Genomic DNA, 18,761 nt, shown 5'->3' on the forward strand with positions numbered 1-18,761 from the left:
CGTGGTGTGTCGGTCCGGACCGGCCCGTGCTCGGGGCCGGGCCGGTCCGCTGCGGGGGGAGGGGCCGCGCCGGGCGCGCGGCCCGTTCAGTCGGTGCCCGCCCCGTGGTAGCGGGGGCTGCGGGCGTGCCATTCGCGGCTGCCGCCGAGCCAGGCCCACAGGCCCCACAGGAAGCGGCGCAGCTCCGGCGAGCCGGTGAGCGCCAGGGCGGCGGCCTCGGCCTCGAAGGCGTGCATGAGCTCGTCGTGGATGTCGACGGTGCGCCGCACCGCCTCACCCAGCGAGCACCCGTCCTCGGTGGCGATCAGCCGGGGAAGGCTGAGGTCGGTGACGTCCTCCTTGCCCATGGAGTACAGGTCGTTGACGATCACGCTCGCGCTGCCCGCCAGGGTGAACACGCGGCGCACGCTGGGCTCGGAGAACACCTGGTGCGGCAGCTCGTACCCGGCGACCGCGTCGATGAGCGCCATGCACGGCACGAAGCTGTTCTCGTGCCGGTGCATGAGGAACTCCCAGACCGGCGGCCGGTGGCCGGTGGCCAGCCAGACGCCCTCCTGGTTGTAGGCCACGAACATGATCGCCAGCTCGTGGCGGAGCCTGCGCACCTGCGAGGCGGTGGCGTACAGGCCCAGGCCGTCCAAACTGGAGCGCAGGGCCCGCATCACGGGGTCCGCGCGCACGACCTCCTCCAGCTGGGGCGCGTAGCGCAGCGGCAGGTGCGCCTGGTCGATGACCGAGTGGGCGATGGCCAGGCGCTGGCCGAGCAGCTCCGGCTGTGCCTCCTCGGCCTCGCCGTCGACGTAGTGGTCGTCCACGGACCACTCGGCCAGGGCGCACTTGGCCGCCGCCAGCAGCCGGTCGGGATCGTCGGTCTCGGGGTGGGCGAGCATGATGAGGCGTCCGAACCCGGCCGAGCGGACCCGGTCGAGCTGGCCGGGGTAGACACCCATCTCCTCGGCCCACACCAGCAGCCGTTCGTCGACCTCGTCCCCCAGGGCGGGATCGTCGCGGACGGCGGGCGGGCAGTACAGCGCCGGGATCCGCTCGCCGTCGACCTCGGGCCCCTCGGGTTCGGAGGCGACGACCGGCCCCTCGGGCGGGACACCGGTCCCCGGGCGCCCGGGCGCCGGGGCGGTGGGGCCCGGGACGCCCAGGCCGCCGGGGTGGCCGGGGAGGCGGAGTCCGGTGCGCACGGCGAGGGCGCCGGGGCTCTGGTCGGCGACGTGGGAGTCGGGCAGCCGGAGCCGCAGCGCCGACGTGCCCACCTGGCGGGACCCCACGGGCAGCCGGGGCGCGGGAGGCGTCCGCGGGGCGGCCGGGGACGCCAGCAGGTCCGGTCTCCCGGGGCGCCGCGAATCACGGAGCAGGCGGTCCACCAGGGCCGCCACCTCGGGAGAGGCGGCGGAGGCGGACATCCTGGGCAGCGGTGGCACCGTCTAGACCTCCTTCCCTGACGGTGTCGGGTGCTCAGCCACGCGGGTGGACCTCGGCGTTCTCCAGGATCCCGATGGCGTCGGGGACGAGCACCGCGGCGGAGTAGTAGGTGCTGACGAGGTAGGAGATGACGGCCTTGTCGTCGATGCCCATGAAGCGCGCGTTGAGGCCGGGCTCGACCTCGTCGGGCAGGCCGGTCTGGTACAGGCCGATGACGCCCTCGTTGTCCTCGCCGGTGCGGACCGCGATGATCGAGGAGGTCTGGTGCTCGGTGACCGGGATCTTGCCGCAGGGCAGGAGGGGCACCCCGCGCCAGGCGGGCAGGTGGTGGCCGTTGACCTCGACGGTGCCGATGTTCAGGCCCCGGCTGTTGCACTCCTTGCCGAAGGCGGCGATGGCGCGGGGGTGGGCGAACATGTACTGGGTGTTGCGGCGCATGCTCAGCAGGTCGTCCAGGTCGTCGGGGGTGGGCGGCCCCGAGTGGGTCTGGATGCGCTGCTTGAACTCGGCGTTGTGGAGCAGGCCGAACTCGCGGTTGTTGACCAGTTCGTGCTCCTGGCGCTCGCGCAGGGCCTGGATGGTCAGCCGCAGCTGCTGCTCGGTCTGGTTCATCGGCTTGTTGTAGAGGTCGGCGACCCGGCTGTGCACCCGCAGCACGGTCTGGGCCACGCTCAGCTCGTACTCGCGCGGCCTGAGCTCGTAGTCCACGAAGGTGCTGGGCAGCTCGGCCTCGCCGACGTGGCCCGAGGACAGGGCGATCTCGGCCTCGCCGTGCTTGTTCTGCCGCTCGCCGGGCAGGGACAGGTACTGCTGGACGTGGGCCTGGAGGGCGGGCGAGTCGTCCAGGATCGCGATGAAGTCGCGGCGGGGCAGCTCCAGCAGCGTGCCCGCCGTCGCGGCCTTGACGGTGTACTCCCACGCCGGTTCGGTGCCGAGCAGGTGCTGGTCGCCGAACCTGTCGCCGTCGGCCAGCACGCCCAGCCGGACGGCCTCGCCGTAGGGGCCGGTGCCGGTCTTGTGCACGCGCCCGTGCGCCAGCAGGAACAGGCTGTCGGCCGCCGTGCCCTCCTCCACCAGGACCTGGCCGTTCTCGAAGTCGCGCTGGACGAAGCGGTTGGCCAGGGCCGCCAGCACCTCCTCGTCGTCGAAGCCGCGCAGCAGGGCCAGCTCGCCGAGTTCGTGGGGGATGACCCGGACCCGGGCGCCGGTCTGCTCGAACTCGATCCGCCCGTCGCCGACGGTGTAGGTCAGCCGCCGGTTGACCCGGTAGGCGCCGCCGTCGGTGTGCACCCACGGGAGCATCCGGGTCAGCCAGCGGGAGCTGATGCCCTGCATCTGCGGCGTGGACTTGGTGGTGGTCGCCAGGTTCCGCGCGGCCGCGGTACCCAGGCTCTGCTGCTTGCTGCTCCGGACCTCAGGAGCCGAGTCGATCGACATCCGCCGTGTCTCTCCTCATGGTGGTGGCGCGCCCGTCCCGCGGGGCCGGGGGAGGTGGCCCCGCGGGCGGGAGCGCGCCGGGAAAGGTTGCGCGTATTCGGATACATGGCGTGACCCGGGCACGTCGGCGCACAGGCCAGCTTTCTCCGTAAACCGCTGATCACCCTAGGAGCACCCATTCGGGCTTCGCAGGGAAACGAGAATTTTTCTCGGAAGCGCCCGAGGGGTCCCTGTCCCATATCCGTGCCGCCTCCACCGGACCCGGGGTCACACATCCCGACGAAAGGCACTTCTCGACCACGCCACAAGCCCACGAACAGGGTGTACGACCCCAAAAACGCCCGCACCCCTCACGCCCGAGTACGAACATATCTGCGAACAGAAACCATGAATTCATGACATTTCATGATGTGAATTTTCGATGAGGAAGGACCGGGCACGCCGCCTCCCGGTCACCGAAGAGGCGCATTACGGCCAACCGATGCTACGCCCGCACCGCGACTCCGACGCGACCCCGGGAGAACACCCGGGCGTTCAGTGGCACGGATCACACCGACCCGGCCGCACTCCCCCGCACACGCCCGCACACCGCCCCCGCGGCGCCTCCGCGCCCCGCCCCGCCGACACCCCGGTGTGAATTCGTGTGCCCGGATCTGACATCATCCCAACTTGTACGTACACTCTGTACGGACAACATGTGTTCCGGCCTCCGACCTCCACGGGCCGCCCGCCGGGCCACCCCTGCGAACGGATACTTATGCGCGACGACCACGGGTCCCTGGTGCCCCTCTACCACTGGATGAACAAGATCCCCGGCGGGGCGATGCTGATCCCCCTGGTCCTGGGATCGGTCATCGGAACCTTCGCCCCCGGGGCGCTGGACATCGGCAGCTTCACCACCGCGCTGTTCAAGGACAGCGCGATGCCCCTGATCGCCCTGCTGATCTTCGCCACCGGCACCCAGGTCACCCTCCGCACGAGCGGCCCCGTCCTGGCCACGACCGGTGTCGTGCTCCTGGGCAAGAGCGTCATCCCCGGCCTGCTGATCATCGCGCTCGCCGCGGTCACCGGCCCCGAAGGCCTCCTGGGCGTGTCGATCCTGGCGATGATCTCCGCCGCCACCAACGCCAACGGCGGGCTGTGGCTGGCCATCACCGGCCAGTACGGACGCGCCCGCGACCGCGGCGCCTACATCGCCGGAGCGGTCAACGACGGCCCCTTCTTCACGCTGCTGTTCATCGGCGCCTCGGGCCTGGGCCAGATCCCGCTGACGACCCTGCTCGCCGCGATCATCCCGTTCGTGCTCGGCGTCGTCGTGGGCAACGTGGACACCCAGTGGCGCGACGTGCTCAAGCCCGTGCCCGGCATCGTCATCCCGTTCTTCGCCTTCGCCCTCGGCACGGGGATCAACCTGGCCGACGTGGCCCAGGGCGGGCTGACCGGCATCCTGCTGGGCGTGGTCATCACCCTGGTCACCGGCGGGTTCGTCTACCTCGGTTACCGGTTCCTGCTGCGGCGCGGCAAGGAGTCCGGCGTCGGCTTCGCCGCCGGCACCGCCTCCGGCAACGCCGTGGCCACCCCGGCCATCGTCGCCGCGGCCGACCCGTCGTTCGCCGCCTACGTGGGCACCGCGACCTCCCAGGTCGCCGCGAGCGTCCTGGTCACCGCCCTGCTGGCCCCGCTGGTGACCACGTGGGTCCTGCGCCGGGCCGGGGCCTCGCCCGCCGAGGCCGAGAAGGAGGAGCAGGCCCGCGCCGCCGCTTCGGCCGCGCCCGCCGAGGCCGAGGAGGACAACTCGTGAGCACACCCGAAGAGCCCCGTGTGGCCGTGGTCGCCGACGACCTGACCGGCGCGGGCGACACCGCCGTGCAGTTCCTGCGCGCGGGGTGGAGCACCGAGCTCCAGCTCTCCCCGGCCCCCTCCACCGCCGAGGTGGTGGCGGTCAGCACCGACTCGCGGGCGCTGCCCGCGAAGCGGGCCGCCCACGCCGCCGACGAGACCGTCCGGCGCCTGCGCGGGGCGGGCGCGGCACGCCTGTACAAGAAGGTCGACTCCACCCTGCGCGGCCCCATCCGCGCGGAGATCGACGCGACGCTCGCGGCCTGGTCGCCCGGCGCGGTCGCCGTGGTCTGCCCGGCCTTCCCGGCCACGGGGCGCACGGTCCGCGACGGGGTCCTCCTGGTCGACGGGGTCGAGGTGCACCGCACCGCGGTCGGCCGCGACCCGGTCACCCCGGTGACCGAGAGCCGGATCGCCGTCCTGCTGGGCGCCGAGCACGTCCGGCTCACCGGCGGTGACGCCCGCGCCGACGCCGAACTGCTGCGCGCCGCCGGCCCGGTCGTCGTCGCGGACGCCGAGACCGAGGAGGACCTGGACCGCCTCGCGGCGGCCGTCACCGCCCTGGGGCCGGACGCCGTGCCGGTGGGCTCGGCCGGGCTCGCCTCCCGGCTGGCCCGCTCCTGGGCCGAGCAGGAGGCCCCGGCGCCCGCGCTGGTGGTCGTCACCTCGCTGCACCAGACCGCACGCGGCCAGGTGGAGGAGCTGGTGGCCGACCCGCGCACCCGCATCGAGCAGCCCGCGCCGGGCGACCTCGCCGACGAGGAGGCGTGGCTCTCCTGGACCCGCGGGGCGCTGGAGCGCTTCGACCCCTCGACGGCCCACACGGCGCTGGTGGCGCCCGAGGACCGCGACGGGCAGCTCGACCCGGCCGCCGTGGCCCGCCGCATGGGCGAGTTCGCCGCCGCGCTGGCCGGACGGCACGAGCTGTCCGGGTTCGTCGTCACCGGCGGCGACGGGGCGCGCGCCCTGACCCGGGCGCTGGAGGCCCGCGCCATCGCCCTGACCGGCGAGGTCGCGCCCGGCATCCCGATCGGCACGCTGTCCGGCGGGCCCCGGCACGGCCGCGCCATCGTCACCAAGGCCGGGGGATTCGGATCCCCCACCGCACTACTGGAGGCCGCCGAGGCGGTCCGCCACCCGAAAGGCAGGAACGCTTGACTTCTCTCCCATTTGAAGCAGGGAGATTCTTCCCTCGCGGGTTGAGCTTTCTGCTTCGCAGCCGGTTGCCGACCCGAACTAACGGCGGGGGGCGGGGTACCGCCCATCGGTCTTACACCAGCTCCACAGACATCACTTTCCGCCAGCCCGGCGGTAGGCCGACCCGGACTTGGTTCTCGTGCGAGCCGACGCGAGCCAGGTTAGCAGTGGTTCACGGGTTCGGTGAATCTGGTGGGACGTGATCCGCTCGAGGGCGAATTACCTTTTCCCGTTTTACTCCACAGAGGTCCGATTCCTCCCTGGCCTGAAGGCCAGAGTTTCCTCGAAAGGATTCAGATGAGCCGTCCCACACTGGCAGTCACCCTGGGCGACGTGGCGGGGATCGGCCCCGAGATCACGGCCAAGGCGCTGCTGCACCACCCCGAGGTCCGCGAGTACGCCAAGCCGGTCGTGGTCGGTGACGCCGACGCGCTGCGCAACGCCGTCGCCGCCGTCGGCGGGGACCCGGAGGCGGTCAACACCGTCGCCTCCCCGGCCGAGGCCGCCGACGAGCCCGGCGTGATCGACGTCGTGCAGACCGGCCCCTCGCTGGGCCACGTCCCCCCGGGCGAGCTGAGCGCGGAGGCGGGCGACGGGGCGGCCCGGTTCGTCATCGCCGCCGTGGACCTGGCCAAGCGCGGCCTGGTGGAGGGCATCGTCACCCCGCCGCTGAACAAGGCCGCGATGCACCTGGGCGGCCACGCCTGGCCCGGGCACACCGAGCTGCTCGCGCACGAGTTCGGGGTGAAGGACTACAGCCTGGTGCTGTCGGCGGACGAGCTGTCCTTCTTCCACCTGACCACGCACGTGTCGCTGCGCCAGGCCATCGAGGGCGTCACCCAGGAGCGCACCCTCCAGGTACTGCGCCTGATGAGCGCCTTCGCCCGCGCCCAGGGCAGCCCGGACGAGCCCATCGGGGTGGCGGGCCTGAACCCGCACGCGGGCGAGAACCGCCTGTTCGGCGACGAGGACGCCGACGTCCTGGCGCCCGCGATCGCCCGCGCCCGCGAGGAGGGCATCAACGCCCACGGCCCGCTCCCGGCCGACGCCCTGATCCCGGCGGCGGTCAAGGGCAAGTGGAAGCTGGTCGCGGTCTGCTACCACGACCAGGGGCACGCGCCCTTCAAGGCGGTCTACGGGGACGACGGGGTCAACATCACCGCGGGCCTGCCGGTGGTGCGCGTCTCGGTCGACCACGGCACGGCCTTCGACATCGCGGGCCGGGGCATCGCCCGCGAGGCCAGCCTCGTGCTGGCGATCCGCCGCGCGGCCGAGCTGGCCCCCGGCTGGGGCCACGTCTGGCAGGCCACCCGCTCCGAGGGGTAGCCGGTCCGGGGTGCGCGCCCGTGCGCGCACCCCGGACCCCGTGGTGCGCGGGGGACGCCCGCACGCCACCGCGGCCTCGACACCGACCGGCCTCCCGTGGGAAACCGGGGGCCGCATCCGCACACCGCCGTGTTCCCCCGGCCGACCGGCCCGCCTGTGGTGGGCGCCCCGCCCGTCCTGCGGGGCGCCCACCACAGGCGGGTCCGTTCCACGGGTCTCCCCCGCCCCGGACGACGTGTCCGCCGCGCGGTCCGGGGACTGGACGCGGGCGCGGCACACAAGGTCCCCGCCCCGGGGCGACCGTCCCGGGAGGAGGGACGACCCTAGAATGATCCGCATGCCCGTGGACCGCACCGACCCCCGACCGCTGCACGCGCAGATCGCCGGAGCGCTGCGCGCGGAGATCCGCGACCGCTCGATCGCCCCCGGCGACACCCTGCCCAGCGAGGCGGCCCTGCGCGAGCGGTTCGGGGTCTCGCGCAGCGTCGTGCGCCAGGCGCTGGCCACGCTGGAGGACGAGGGCGCGGTCCGCCGGACCCGGGGGCGCGCGGCGGTCGCCGCCGTGCCCACCGAGCACCACCGGTTCGTGCAGCGCGTGACCGGGCTGTTCGACCAGTTCTCCGCCGACGGCCTGCGCCTGTCCACCGCCGTGCTGTCCCTGGAGGCCACCCGTTCGGGCGTGCCCTCCGCGACGCGCCACCTGGGCACGCGCGAGCTGCTGCGCCTGGAGCGGATGCGCTCCCTGGACGGCGACCCCCTGTCCTACGTGCGCACCTGGCTGCCCGCCGAGCGCTTCGCCGCGCTGGACGCCGTGATGCTGCGCGACGCCTCCCTGCACCGGTTGATGGAGGAGCGCTTCGCGGCGGTGCCCACGAGCGGGCGCAGGCAGATCCGCGCCGTGCCCGCCGACCCGCGCATCGCCCGGGAGCTGGGCGTGGCCGCCGACGCGCCGCTGCTGCTGCTGGAGGGCGGGACCTTCGACCAGCAGGGCGCGCCCCTGGAGTGGTTCGAGAGCTGGCACCGCTCCGACCGGGTGGTCTTCGACATCGAGGCCGAGGGCGCCGCCGACCAGGTGCGCATCGCCCCGGACCCGTCGCTGACCGCCTCCCGGCCCGAGGCCCCGGCGGGCGCGGCCCGCGAACCGGGCCTGGACCGTGCCGTGCGGCTGGCCGAGGAGCTGCGCGCCGAACTGGACCGCCTGCGCCGGGAGGGCTGAGCGCTCGGGAGGGCCCGGCCCCGCGACGGGGACGGCCTCGGGGACGCCGCGCCCGCGGCGGGTCCGCCGGTGCCGGACGCGCCGGCGGACCCCTCTCCACCGCTGTGCCCGAGAGGGGTTCGCCGGAGCTCGCCGCCCGGGGTTCGGGCGGCCCGCACGCCGCACCGGCCGTGTCCTCGGCCCGTTCGCTACCCGAACGGGCGGGGCCGTACAAGGGCCGTCCGTCATGCGCGCGCCGCCCCCGGTCATGCGGGCGGCCAGGACACGGAACCGGCAGGTGACGGCGGCGGGCCTGTCCGCAAGCGGTCAGCGGGCTTTCGGCCGGGACGGGGCGGGGTATCTCCATCTCCCGCGCTCCGGCGAGCGGAGGGAGCCGGGGTACCCCCGCCCCGGCGCCACGACTCCTCCCCCACCGCCTCCGGCGGCCCGGCGCGCGGGCGGGGCGGTGCCCCCGTCCACCGACACGACCCCTCACAGCGAACCGCGAAGGACCTCCCCCGAGAACCCCGAAGGCCAGGAGAGGAAACACCATGCCCCACACCCTCAGGCGGGCGGCCGCGACCCTGGCGCTCGCCGCCGGGCTCACCGCCGGAACCGCGGGCGTCGCCGCGGCCGCCGTCAGCTACGTCGGCGGCGGGACGTGGTACCACGGGCTCACCTCCTCGGTCGTGTACTCCGACTACTTCCACGGGACGCGCTGCCACGGCTCCACGGCGGTGGGCAGGTACACCGTCACCTCCGCCGCGTACCTGCCGGGGTACACCTCCCGGGCGTCGGCCCCCCGCGCCCTGTCCAACAACGAGAGCTACTGGCGGCACTGCGGGTAGCCGACCGCGACGGACCCGCTGACGCCCCCCGTCAGCGGGCCGCCCCCGTGTCCGCGACCGCTCCAGGAGACCATGCCCAACCGGACCATCGCCTTCGCCCACACCGCGTTCCCGCTGCTGGCCGCGCTCATCGCCGCGCTGCTGCTGGCCACGTGGGAGTTGACGATCCCCACCGCGCAGCACTCGGCGGTGGTGTGGATCGTCGGGGACGAGGGCACCTCCGACAGCGCCCGGGTCGCGGAGACCGTCGAACGCGTCGCCGCCGAGCAGGGCGTGGCGATCGGCTTCACCGCCCCGGACGTGCGCACCCCCGAGTCGCTGTCGCACCTGTACCTGGCCGTGGGCGACCCCGACTCCCGGTACGCCGACTGGCTCACCGAGGGCTACCCGTCCTTCAACCCGGCCACGGAGCTGCGCGTCCATCCCGTCGAGGCGCTCGCCGAACGCAGCCCGCGCGGCTACTACCTGGTCTTCGGCCCGCCCGAGAACGCGCGGGTGCTCACCGAGGCGCTCGCCGAGCACGGCCTGCGCCCGGACGAGGGCGGCAGCCAGGCGCGGCTGTGGCAGTCCTTCCTCGGCGGCCCGCTGTTCAACGTCCTGGCCCTGGCGCTGCTGGCGGGTGTGACCGCGGTCGGCGCGGGGGTGCTGCTCGGCTCCCGGGACTACGCCGTCCAGCGGCTGCTGGGAAGCTCCTACGGGCGGATCCTGCTGCGCGACCTGGGCCGGGTCGCCCGGCTGTGGGGCGCGGCCCTGCCCGGCGCCGCCCTGGTCGCCCTGGCCTGCCTGGGCCTCTACAACGACTGGAACCAGCTCGGTTTCTTCGCCCTGGTCGCCCTGGTGTTCGCGGGGGTCTTCGCCGCCGTGGCGGTGGCCGTGCACGCCGCGGTGCTCGGGTTGGTGCACACCACCGCGATCCTGCCCGCGCTCAAGGGCCGCATCCCCGTGCGCGCCGCCCAGGTGGGCGCCTACCTGGTGCGCGTGCCCGTGCTGCTCCTGGTGCTCGCCGTCCTGGGGTCGGTCGTCCACCTGGCGCAGACCACCCGGGAGCAGCGGGCCTCGCTGGAGGCCTTCGCCCGGACCGGCCGGACCTCGCACGTCGCCCTCAACGGCAGCGTCGGCATGGAGGACTCCGAGGCCGCCGACTCCCTCCTCGGCCCCTGGCTGCGCCGGGCCGACCGGGAGGGCCGGGTCGTCATCGCCGACCAGCACGCGCCCGAGTCCGTCGTGCCGGTCGGGTCCGGGCGACCCGGGTTCGACGTGCTCGTGGTCAACGACACCTACCTGGAGAAGCAGGAGATCGTGTCGCCCTCGGGCGAGCGCTACGGCCCCGCCGCCTCCGAGGAGCGGGTCCGGGTCCTGCTCCCGCCGGCGCACGCCTCCCACCGCGGGGAGATCGAGCGGGCGATGCCGGACTGGCTCCGCCTCCAGAACGGCGGTGGGGAGTCCGGGACCGACGTCGAGATCCTGCCCGCGGCCGACGGCCAGACGGTGTTCACCTACGGGTCGCAGGCCCCCTTCGCCCAGCAGGAACCGCCCTTCCTGCGCGACCCGGTGGTCATCGCCCTGCCCAACGGTTCCGTGCTCTCCGACAGCGCCTACGTCACCTACATGACCCACGAGGCCGTGCTGTTCCCCGATCCGGGTGTGGTGGAGCGGGCGCGGGAGGCCGATCCGCGGATGGCCGAGTACGTCAACGCGGTCCAGCCGATCCTCAACAAGGCGGCCGGGGCCCACGCCGCCGACCTGAACCTGCTGCGGATCGAGGCGTTCAACCTGGTCGCCGGAACCGCCCTGCTGCTGTTGACCGGCATCGCCTCGTGCGTCATCCACGCGCGCACCCGGGCCCAGACCGTCTTCGCCCGGCACATCAGCGGGTGGGGGTTCCTCGCCACGCACCGGCGGTTCCTGGCCGTCGAGGCGGGGATCTCGCTGGGCTTCGCGGGCTGGGCCGCGTGGAACTCGCTCACCACGCTGCGGGCGCTGAGCGACCCCGCCAGGATGCTGCCGCCCGAGCTGGTGCCGACCACCGGGCTCGAACCCCTCTACGCCGCGGCCATCGCGGCGACCGGACTCGCCCTGACCCTGGGCGCGCTCGCCTTCTTCCACCGCCGTATCGTCCGCGAGGGCTCCTCGCAGGCCTGATGACCCCCGGGAGGCAGCATGATCACCGTCGAGAAGCTCACCAAGTCCTTCGGCTCCCGCGTGCTGTGGCGGGACCTGGAGCTGACCGTGGAGGCCGGGCGGATGCTGGCCCTGGTGGGCGCCAGCGGCTCGGGAAAGACCACCCTGCTCAACTGCATGGGGCTGCTGGAGAGGCCCAGCGCGGGCCGGATCCTCTTCGAGGGCACCGACATCACCCGTCTGGGGCCGGGCGGGCAGCGGCGCTTCCGCGCCGACAGGCTCGGCTACCTGTTCCAGAACTACGCCCTGGTGGAGAGCGTGTCCGTCCGGGCCAACCTCGACATCGTCAAGCGGTACGGCACCAGGTCGCGCCAGGCCGCGGCGCTGGAGCGGGTGGGCCTGGCGGGACGGGAGCAGGAGAAGGTGCACCGGTTGTCCGGCGGTGAGCAGCAGCGCGTGGCGCTGGCCCGCGTGCTGGTCAAGCAGCCCTCCCTGGTGCTGGCCGACGAGCCCACCGGCGCCCTGGACCACGACAACGGCGCGATGGTCGTGGAGGTGCTGCGCCAGCTGAGCCGGGAGGGCTGCGCGGTGGTGATCGCCACGCACGACGACGCCGTCCGGGACGCGTGCGACGCCGCCTTCGACGTGGGCGCGGGGCGGGAAGCGGACGCGACCGGCGCCCGGTAGCGGCGAGGGCCCGGGGACAGGTCCGTCACCCGCCCGTCGGGCCGGGGGTCCGTGCGGCGGCGGGGGTTGCGGCGACCGGTGGCGGCGGGACCGGGGAGATCGCGCGACCGGCGGCCGACAGCGGCGGGACCGAGGGCCTGTGGCGACGGGGTCACCCGGCGGCGAGCGTTCCCCGAACGGTGGCGGCGGGCGGTCCGGCACCCCGACGGACGCGGCCCCGCCTCGCGGCCCCACGACTGTCCGCGACCGCTGGAATACTGCCGTGCATGCCCCTTCCCCTCCCCCTCCCGGCGGACCCCTCCTCCTCGACGCTCCTGCTGGACCGGGCCCGGGCCCAGGATCCCGGCCTCCAGCGGCAGGCCCTCGACCTGCTCGACGCGGTCCAGGCGCGGCTGGCCCTGCGCCACCGCGCCCGGGGACGGCTCATGTCCGACCTGGCGGACCGCTTCGCCTCCTCCGGCCTGCCCGAGGCGTACCTGCCCTGGTTCTGGGACACGGTCGGCCACCGCCTGGCCGGACCGGACAGGAAGCGCGCGGGGTCGGCCTTCACGCGGGCGCGCGAGGCGGAGGCCGCGCACGCGCTTCCCCTCGACCCCCACCACACGGTGGAGAACGCCCTGCTCTTCGCCCGGCACGGCGCCCTCACCGCGAAGGAGCTGGGCGCCCACCGCGCCAGGCTCGCCGCACTCCTGCCGCCGCGGGAGGCGCACCGGGAGTTCCTGCGCTTCCTGGACTCCTGGACGGCCGGTGGCGCACCGGTCCCCGCCGGGCTGCCCTCCCGGTTGCGCGCCTCGGCCGGGGCGGCGGGGCTGGGGACGGCCGAGGAGGCGCGTGCCCTGGGCCGGGTGCTGGCGGCCTCCGGGGGGCGCGAGGTCCCGGTGAGCGTGCTGGAGGCGGCGGACCGGGTCTTCGCCGAGGCACCGCCGTCCGAGGAGGACCGGCCCGGCCTGGCCGCCCTCTTCCCCGCCTCGGTCACCGACGGCGCCCCGTGGCTACGCCTCCTGGAGACCACCGGCGTCGCCGAGGACATGGCTCAGGGGCGTCTGCGTCCGAAGGGCGGCTACGGCGCCTGGCTGTCGCGCTACTTCTTCATGTACGGCTACCGGTGGGTGGGCCAGGGCGTGACCAGGCAGCGGATGCCCGATGAGCTGTACGCGCTGCTGGAGCGCATCGCCCCGCGCATCCGCGAGGAGAAGGCCCCCGTACGCCTCTACGAGGGCCGTTACCGGCACGGCCGCGTGGACGGCGAACTGGTGAGGGCCTGCGAGTCCCACGGCATCGGGGTGGACCTGCCCGCGGGGGTCGGGCGCCCCCTGCGCGGTCCGCAGAACACCGGAGGCGGGACGAGGCCGCACCCGCGTTTCCTGGAGCAGATGAACGCCGAGGTCGAACGGGTCCGGGGCGGTCTGCTGGAGTCGGCGGACAGGGGGCTCGCCGAACTCGACGCCTGCCTCTCCCACGAGGTCATGCGGAACCTGGACGAGGTCGAGGAGATCCTGGACGGGCTCGACCTGGCCGCGCCGCTCGCCCGAACCCTCCGGTTCGGGGTGCCCGGCGAGTACGGGTGGCGGGCCTTCGAGGAGGCCGTGGCCGAGATCGGCGCCCGCGACGGCGGCGTCCGGGGCATGACCTCCACGTGGCCGGTGCTGACCGTCTACGGCAGGAACGCCGCGGTGGCCGTGGACCACCGGGAGAGGCGCGGGTCCTGTTCCTTCACCCTGCCCGAGGACGCCGACGAGCACACCGTGCACTTCGTGGGCGGGGACTTCCAGGTGGCCTGGACCACCAGTGGGAGGAGCGACGGCCGACGGTCGCAGCGGGCGCTGTGGTGCTCGGCGCCCGAGGACGTGTTCGACACGGCCTCCTCCCCGGCCCTCTTCGACCACGGCACCGCCCACTGCCACGACCTCGGCCTCGTCCTGGCCTCCCCGGACGGGGGCCGCTACGACCAGGACGGCGTCCTGCGCCCCGGGGACCGCAGGGGCGTCGTCCGAGTCGGCGACCACCTGGGCGACGGCACGCGCGTCTGGTCGAACACCGGCGGGGGCGACAGCGGTTTTCCGGAGGTGGACGCGGCCACCGGCGTCAGCGGAGACCTCACCTGCCCCGACTTCCTCACCCCGGACCCCCGGCTCGGTTACGCCGACTACCTGGACACGCGCCTGCACCTGGTCGGCCTGCCGGAGGGGGCGGACGGTTCCCCGCTGGGTTCGGCGGACGGGCTCGCGGGCTTCCGCGTGGTCTGGACCGGCCCCGGCGGGGAGGGGGCCGGGAAGGCCCAGCGGGCGCTGGAGGGCACCGACGGACGGCGCGCCCGGCTCCCCGACCGCCTCGACCTCAGGTACTGGGGTGTGCTGCGCATGCCCGGCGGCGCCGCCGGAGGGCTGTTGGCCTACCGCTGGAAGGCGGGCCACACGGTGGTCCAGTGCCGGGACGCCGACGACCACTCCCTGATCTGGGAGACCTGGGCCTACCCCAAGGCCCGGCTGAGGAACCACGAGGGCAACGGCCTGATCCCCCTGATGCCGCCGCCCGCCTTCTGGCACTTCCTGTCCCCGCGCGACCCGGACGCCTCCCGTGCCCTGCGCGGGGTGGACGAGGCCACCGCGCGCCGGCTCATCGAGGCGGCCCTGCACGCGCCCGGTGCCGAGGACCCCTCGTCCCCCGAGTCGCCGCTCGCCTCCTCGGCCCGGACCTCGCCCGCGCGCGCGGCCGCCGTGCGCGAGGCGCTGTCCCGTCTGCTGCCCGAGGTCACCGACGAGGCGCTGGTCGACGGCACGGGCGGTGTGGTGTGGGCGGTGCTGTGGGCCGCCGAACTGCGCCTGCGCCGCGAGGAGGCGTCCCGGCGCACCGCGCTCGTGCGCGCCGGCGCGCTGCCGGGTCCTGTCGCCGAGGCCACCGACGCGGACCTGGAGAGGGCGCTGGCGGGACTGTTCGACTCCGCGGAGACGGCGTTCCACTCCTCCTCCCGCGACCTGGCGGCCACGGTCACCGCCCTGACCGCCGACGGCGCGCGGCTGCGCGGCCGCACCGACGAGCACACCCGCAGGCTGAGCCCGCCCGGCGCACCCGCGCGCTGGGACCCCCTGCTCGGCCGCACCGACGCGGTCCTGTGGCGTCTGGCCACCGGCGGCGCGAGCCCCCGCGAGCGCGGGGCGCTGGTGGCACTGCTGCGCGTGTGGGCCGAGCAGCCCTTCGCCGAACGGGGGACCGTGTGGGTGCGGGGCCTGGCCACCGGCGCCTCGCTCGCGCCCCTGGTGGCCGCCGGACAGGCCGTCATCGTCGAACCGCCCTCCCCCCTGCCGCGCGGGTACGGCAGGGAGGCGCGGCACTGGTCGGGGCGCTACCTGGCGGACCGGCGCTACGCCTACGTGCGCGCGGGGTCGGCACCCGTGCCGGAGGGCGCCGAGGAGCAGGACCCGGTGCGGATCGAACGCGACGAGACCGCCCGGCTGCACCGCTTCCTGGAACTCCTCGACCAGCGGGGCCCCGTGGTGTTCGGCCCCGAGGCGGTCGCGGCCTTCCGCGCGACCACACGGGTCGCGAGGGCCACCGCCGAGTTCGTCCTGTCCGGGGAGTTCGGCCGTTCCAAGGCCGCGCCGGAGAAGGGCACCGCCCGCGCGGAGTACCAGAGGACGGGCGCGAGGCTGAGCACCGAGCAGCGCCGCCGCATGCTCGTGGCGGCCGTGCCCGACGACCCGGCCGGCCTGTGGGAGCCCGGCGGCACCGTCGCCGCGGCCGAGCGCATGGCCCGGGTGTGGGTCGAGATCCTCGGGGCCCAGCCGACCAGGGCCGAACTGGCCGCCGCGAAGGCCGAGTCCGAGGTGCCGGACCTGTTCGCCGCGGACCTGGCCATGGACCCCTTCTGGACCGGCCTGCTCGCCGACCCCTCCGGGGAGGGCCACGCCGCCGCCGACCAGCCCCGCCACCTGGTCCAGAACTCCTGGGGGAGCCTGGAGGTCCGCCGCGACGACACCAGGGAGAGGATCCACGGCGTCGGCGCCCTCGCCCTGCCCTTCCGCGACCCGGCCACCGTGCTCTCCTGGGCCGCGCTCCAGCTGCCGGTGGGCCACCCCGCCGCCGCGGGAGCGGCCCAGCTGCACGCGCGCCTCTCGGCGGGGCTGCGCCGCCCCGGTTCGTACGTTCCGCTGTCCTGCGACGTGCCCGCCCCCGCGGTCCGGGCGTGGGCGGAGCGGGCCGGGGCCGTCCCCGTCCGGGTCGGGCCGGAGCGCGCCCTCGAACCCGGCTCCGCCGCGTGGCCGATGCACAGCGACGGCGTTCTCGTCCTCCACGAGCCCCGGATGGACCGCCCGGTCGTGCCCGTGCTGCTGACCGCGGGACTGTTCGACCCCGGCGCCGTCGAGCGCACGGTGGAGGCGCTGACCGGGCTGGACCTGCACGACACCGCCCGGGAGGTCCGCAGGGCGGCGGCGCTGTACGGCGGGCTGGCCCGCACGGCCGCGCGCGCGACCGACACCCCGGTTCCGGCGGGCGGTTTCGAGGCCGACCCGCGTCTGAGCGCCCCCGACCTGGTGGAGGAGGTCGCGGGCGGGCTGGACGCTGACGCCGACGCGGCGGCGCTGTACCTGCAACTGCTCACCCTGTCCCGGCCCACCGACCGCAACGTGCGCCGGTGGAACGGTTGGGCGCCCGCGCACCACAGGAGGACCGCCGCCCGCCTCCTGGAGACCGGCGCGGTCGAGCAGGGCAGGCGCTCGCGGGCCGGGCGGACGCTCTTCGTCCCCGGCGACTGGACCGAGCTCAAGGCCCCGCACCTGCCCCTGGAGACGGCCAAGCTCGGCTCCCACCTGGTCCGGGCCAGGTTCGACAGGCAGATCGAGGGGCCCCTCAACGGGGTGTGGCCGGTGGCGCCCGCGCACGAGATGTTCGCCCGGGCCTGGAGGGAGCGCGGCCCGGCGTGAGGGCGGGACCGGCCCGGGCCCATGGCGAGGCCACCGGGCGGCCCCCGGATTCGGCGTCCGCGGGTTCAGCGCCCGCGGCGCCGACCCGTCGCGGCCAACGCCCGCTGCCACCACCCCTGGGCCTCCCCGGGCCTGCCCCGCCCCTGGAGCAGCACGCCGAGGTTGTACATGGCGGCGGTGTGGCCGAACTCAGCGGCACGGCGGTACCAGGTCTCGGCCTCGTCCTTGTCCCCCTCTCGGTGAAGCAGAAACGCGAGGTTGTACATGGCCTGGGTGTTGCCGTTCTTGGCGGCGCGCCGGTACCACACATCGGCCCCGCCGAGCTCGCCCCGGTCCTCCAACAGGGACCCGAGGTTGTACATGGCGTGCGCGTTGCCGTTCTTGCCGGCGGCGTTGCGGAACCAGGATTCGGCTTCGTCGAGCCGCCCCCGTCCCCGCAACAGGACGCCGAGGTCGTTCATGGCCTGGAGGTGTCCGTCCTCGGCGGCACGGCGGAACCACCCCTCGGCCTCGTCCAGCTCACCCTGTCCCCGCAGCAGGACACCGAGGTTGTTCATGGCATCGGTGTGACCGTCCTCGACCGCGCGGCGGAACCACCCCTCGGCCTCGTCCAGCTCGCCCCGGTCCTCCAGCAGGCTCCCGAGGTTGTTCATGGCATCGGTGTGACCGTCCTCGGCGGCGCGGCGGAACCACCCCTCGGCCTCCCCCAGGTCGCCCCGGTCCTCCAACAGGCTCCCGAGGTTGTCCATGGCCCGGGTACTGCCCGCCTCGACGGCACGGCGGTACCAGGTCTCCGCCTTGTCCTTCTCGCCCCAGACCCCGAACCTGAGGCCGATGCTGATCATGGCGTCGGGTTCACCGGCCTCGGCCCTGTCCCTCCACTCCCGCGGCACGTCTCCCCACTCGTAGGCCTGCTCGTCCCCGCCCTGTCCGCCGCCGGTCGGAGGCCGGAGCGCCGGGGGCGGTGCTTCGGCCCGGGGTTCGCCGTGCGCCGCGGAAGAAGAGGACAGGGTGCCGTCGGAGGCGTCCTGCCACAGGTCCAGGAGGCGCTCGACCTCGGTGTCGACGTCGGCGCCGCGGACCGCCTCCGCCAGGACCTCGGTGATCATCTCGACCGCGCCCTTGGGCGGCAGGTCCGGCTTGGTGAGGGTGTCGTGAACCTTGGTGTGGGACATGGGCACCCCCTTGGCGTCCAGGGCGCGCTGGATCTGTCGGGAGGAGGGCCAGCCGGCCCGGTGGTGCAACTCATGCAGCGCGCGGTTGAGCTCGTCGAGCCCACCCGGGGGCAGATCGGGACGCTTCCAGGGCCGGGGCACGCCAGTCCTTCCGGATCGGTGCGGTCCATGACAGAAACTGCCAGACATCCTGCCACCAGAGGCCTTACGGCGTCTTCCGCTGTCAATGATTGTCAGCTCTTGGCCGCTCGTGTACTGCCTTGTCAATACCGCCCCGGGCCCGGTTCAAGCTGATCGCATCCCGATTCGCTCACCCCCCGGTGGAGGAACCCGATGCCCCTGCTCTCCGTTTCCGACACGGCCGTCGTGGACCTGACGGTCGCACTCCTGGGGACGGCCGACAGCTGGCCGCTCCTGCTGCTCGTGGTCCTGGTCGTCGTACCGGCGGTGTGGTCCCGCGACACCCGCCGCCGGCGCCGCGCCCGTCAGGTCCTGCGCCTGCTGCGCCCCCAGCACCGGCGCTGCGGCGACGGGGAACCGCGCCCGTGACCGCCGACGGGCTCCTCGGGCACCGGCGGCG

At 74.6% G+C, this 18,761-nt stretch carries 12 protein-coding genes; 9 read left to right on the top strand and 3 right to left on the bottom strand.

What is annotated here, in order from left to right:
* Window positions 1-86 precede the first annotated feature (86 nt).
* Window positions 87-1,415 carry a family 2 encapsulin nanocompartment cargo protein terpene cyclase gene (locus UIS43_RS06705; RefSeq protein ID WP_041552749.1) on the bottom strand — a complete coding sequence of 443 codons (1,329 nt, stop codon included), beginning with the start codon at window positions 1,413-1,415 and terminating at the stop codon, window positions 87-89.
* Between the two features lie 52 nt (window positions 1,416-1,467).
* Window positions 1,468-2,871, bottom strand: a complete 1,404-nt coding sequence (locus UIS43_RS06710) for a family 2B encapsulin nanocompartment shell protein (RefSeq protein ID WP_013153645.1) — start codon at window positions 2,869-2,871, stop codon at window positions 1,468-1,470.
* A 757-nt stretch (window positions 2,872-3,628) separates the two neighbouring features.
* Between UIS43_RS06710 and UIS43_RS06715 the strand changes: the two genes are divergently transcribed.
* The 8 genes from UIS43_RS06715 (at window position 3,629) to UIS43_RS06750 (ending at window position 17,006) form a co-directional block, all read left to right on the top strand.
* Window positions 3,629-4,672 carry a 2-keto-3-deoxygluconate permease gene (locus UIS43_RS06715; RefSeq protein ID WP_013153646.1) on the top strand — a complete coding sequence of 348 codons (1,044 nt, stop codon included), beginning with the start codon at window positions 3,629-3,631 and terminating at the stop codon, window positions 4,670-4,672.
* Entirely contained in the window at window positions 4,669-5,868 is a 1,200-nt protein-coding gene (locus UIS43_RS06720) for a four-carbon acid sugar kinase family protein (protein WP_013153647.1), read from the top strand. The genes UIS43_RS06715 and UIS43_RS06720 overlap by 4 nt, the downstream gene beginning before the upstream one ends.
* Before the next feature lie 336 nt (window positions 5,869-6,204).
* A complete protein-coding gene (pdxA, locus tag UIS43_RS06725; protein ID WP_013153648.1) occupies window positions 6,205-7,233 on the top strand; it encodes a 4-hydroxythreonine-4-phosphate dehydrogenase PdxA in 1,029 nt (342 codons plus the stop codon).
* A 328-nt stretch (window positions 7,234-7,561) separates the two neighbouring features.
* Complete coding sequence (locus UIS43_RS06730; protein ID WP_370012774.1) at window positions 7,562-8,449, top strand: GntR family transcriptional regulator; 888 nt, start codon at window positions 7,562-7,564, stop codon at window positions 8,447-8,449.
* A 530-nt stretch (window positions 8,450-8,979) separates the two neighbouring features.
* A complete protein-coding gene (locus UIS43_RS06735; protein ID WP_013153650.1) occupies window positions 8,980-9,276 on the top strand; it encodes a lactococcin 972 family bacteriocin in 297 nt (98 codons plus the stop codon).
* A gap of 72 nt (window positions 9,277-9,348) precedes the next feature.
* Window positions 9,349-11,418: a hypothetical protein gene (locus UIS43_RS06740; protein ID WP_370012776.1), complete on the top strand. Its 2,070-nt coding sequence runs from the start codon at window positions 9,349-9,351 to the stop codon at window positions 11,416-11,418.
* Between the two features lie 18 nt (window positions 11,419-11,436).
* Window positions 11,437-12,084, top strand: a complete 648-nt coding sequence (locus UIS43_RS06745) for an ABC transporter ATP-binding protein (protein ID WP_370012778.1) — start codon at window positions 11,437-11,439, stop codon at window positions 12,082-12,084.
* Window positions 12,085-12,350: 266 nt separating this feature from the next.
* Window positions 12,351-17,006: a hypothetical protein gene (locus UIS43_RS06750; protein ID WP_370012780.1), complete on the top strand. Its 4,656-nt coding sequence runs from the start codon at window positions 12,351-12,353 to the stop codon at window positions 17,004-17,006.
* Window positions 17,007-17,071: 65 nt separating this feature from the next.
* Here the strand turns inward: UIS43_RS06750 and UIS43_RS06755 are convergent, their stop codons facing one another.
* The gene (locus UIS43_RS06755) at window positions 17,072-18,322 is read right to left on the bottom strand and encodes a tetratricopeptide repeat protein (RefSeq protein ID WP_370012781.1); all 1,251 of its coding nucleotides are present in this window, start codon (window positions 18,320-18,322) and stop codon (window positions 17,072-17,074) included.
* A 192-nt stretch (window positions 18,323-18,514) separates the two neighbouring features.
* On the opposite strand from UIS43_RS06755, the gene UIS43_RS06760 reads away from it, so the two are divergent.
* Window positions 18,515-18,730, top strand: coding sequence for a hypothetical protein (locus UIS43_RS06760; protein WP_013153655.1), 216 nt, complete (start codon window positions 18,515-18,517; stop codon window positions 18,728-18,730).
* Window positions 18,731-18,761 lie beyond the last annotated feature (31 nt).

Origin of the sequence: Nocardiopsis sp. LDBS0036 (assembly GCF_041228755.1) — a bacterium.
Taxonomy (GTDB): Bacteria; Actinomycetota; Actinomycetes; order Streptosporangiales; family Streptosporangiaceae; genus Nocardiopsis; species Nocardiopsis dassonvillei.

Bases quoted from the DNA above. Each gene is read 5' to 3' on its own strand.
- UIS43_RS06705 (WP_041552749.1), bottom strand. From the start codon at position 1,415: ATGTCCGCCTCCGCCGCCTCTCCCGAGGTGGCGGCCCTGGTGGACCGC.
- UIS43_RS06710 (WP_013153645.1), bottom strand. From the start codon at position 2,871: ATGTCGATCGACTCGGCTCCTGAGGTCCGGAGCAGCAAGCAGCAGAGC.
- UIS43_RS06715 (WP_013153646.1), top strand. From the start codon at position 3,629: ATGCGCGACGACCACGGGTCCCTGGTGCCCCTCTACCACTGGATGAAC.
- pdxA (WP_013153648.1), top strand. From the start codon at position 6,205: ATGAGCCGTCCCACACTGGCAGTCACCCTGGGCGACGTGGCGGGGATC.
- UIS43_RS06730 (WP_370012774.1), top strand. From the start codon at position 7,562: ATGATCCGCATGCCCGTGGACCGCACCGACCCCCGACCGCTGCACGCG.
- UIS43_RS06735 (WP_013153650.1), top strand. From the start codon at position 8,980: ATGCCCCACACCCTCAGGCGGGCGGCCGCGACCCTGGCGCTCGCCGCC.
- UIS43_RS06740 (WP_370012776.1), top strand. From the start codon at position 9,349: ATGCCCAACCGGACCATCGCCTTCGCCCACACCGCGTTCCCGCTGCTG.
- UIS43_RS06745 (WP_370012778.1), top strand. From the start codon at position 11,437: ATGATCACCGTCGAGAAGCTCACCAAGTCCTTCGGCTCCCGCGTGCTG.
- UIS43_RS06750 (WP_370012780.1), top strand. From the start codon at position 12,351: ATGCCCCTTCCCCTCCCCCTCCCGGCGGACCCCTCCTCCTCGACGCTC.
- UIS43_RS06760 (WP_013153655.1), top strand. From the start codon at position 18,515: ATGCCCCTGCTCTCCGTTTCCGACACGGCCGTCGTGGACCTGACGGTC.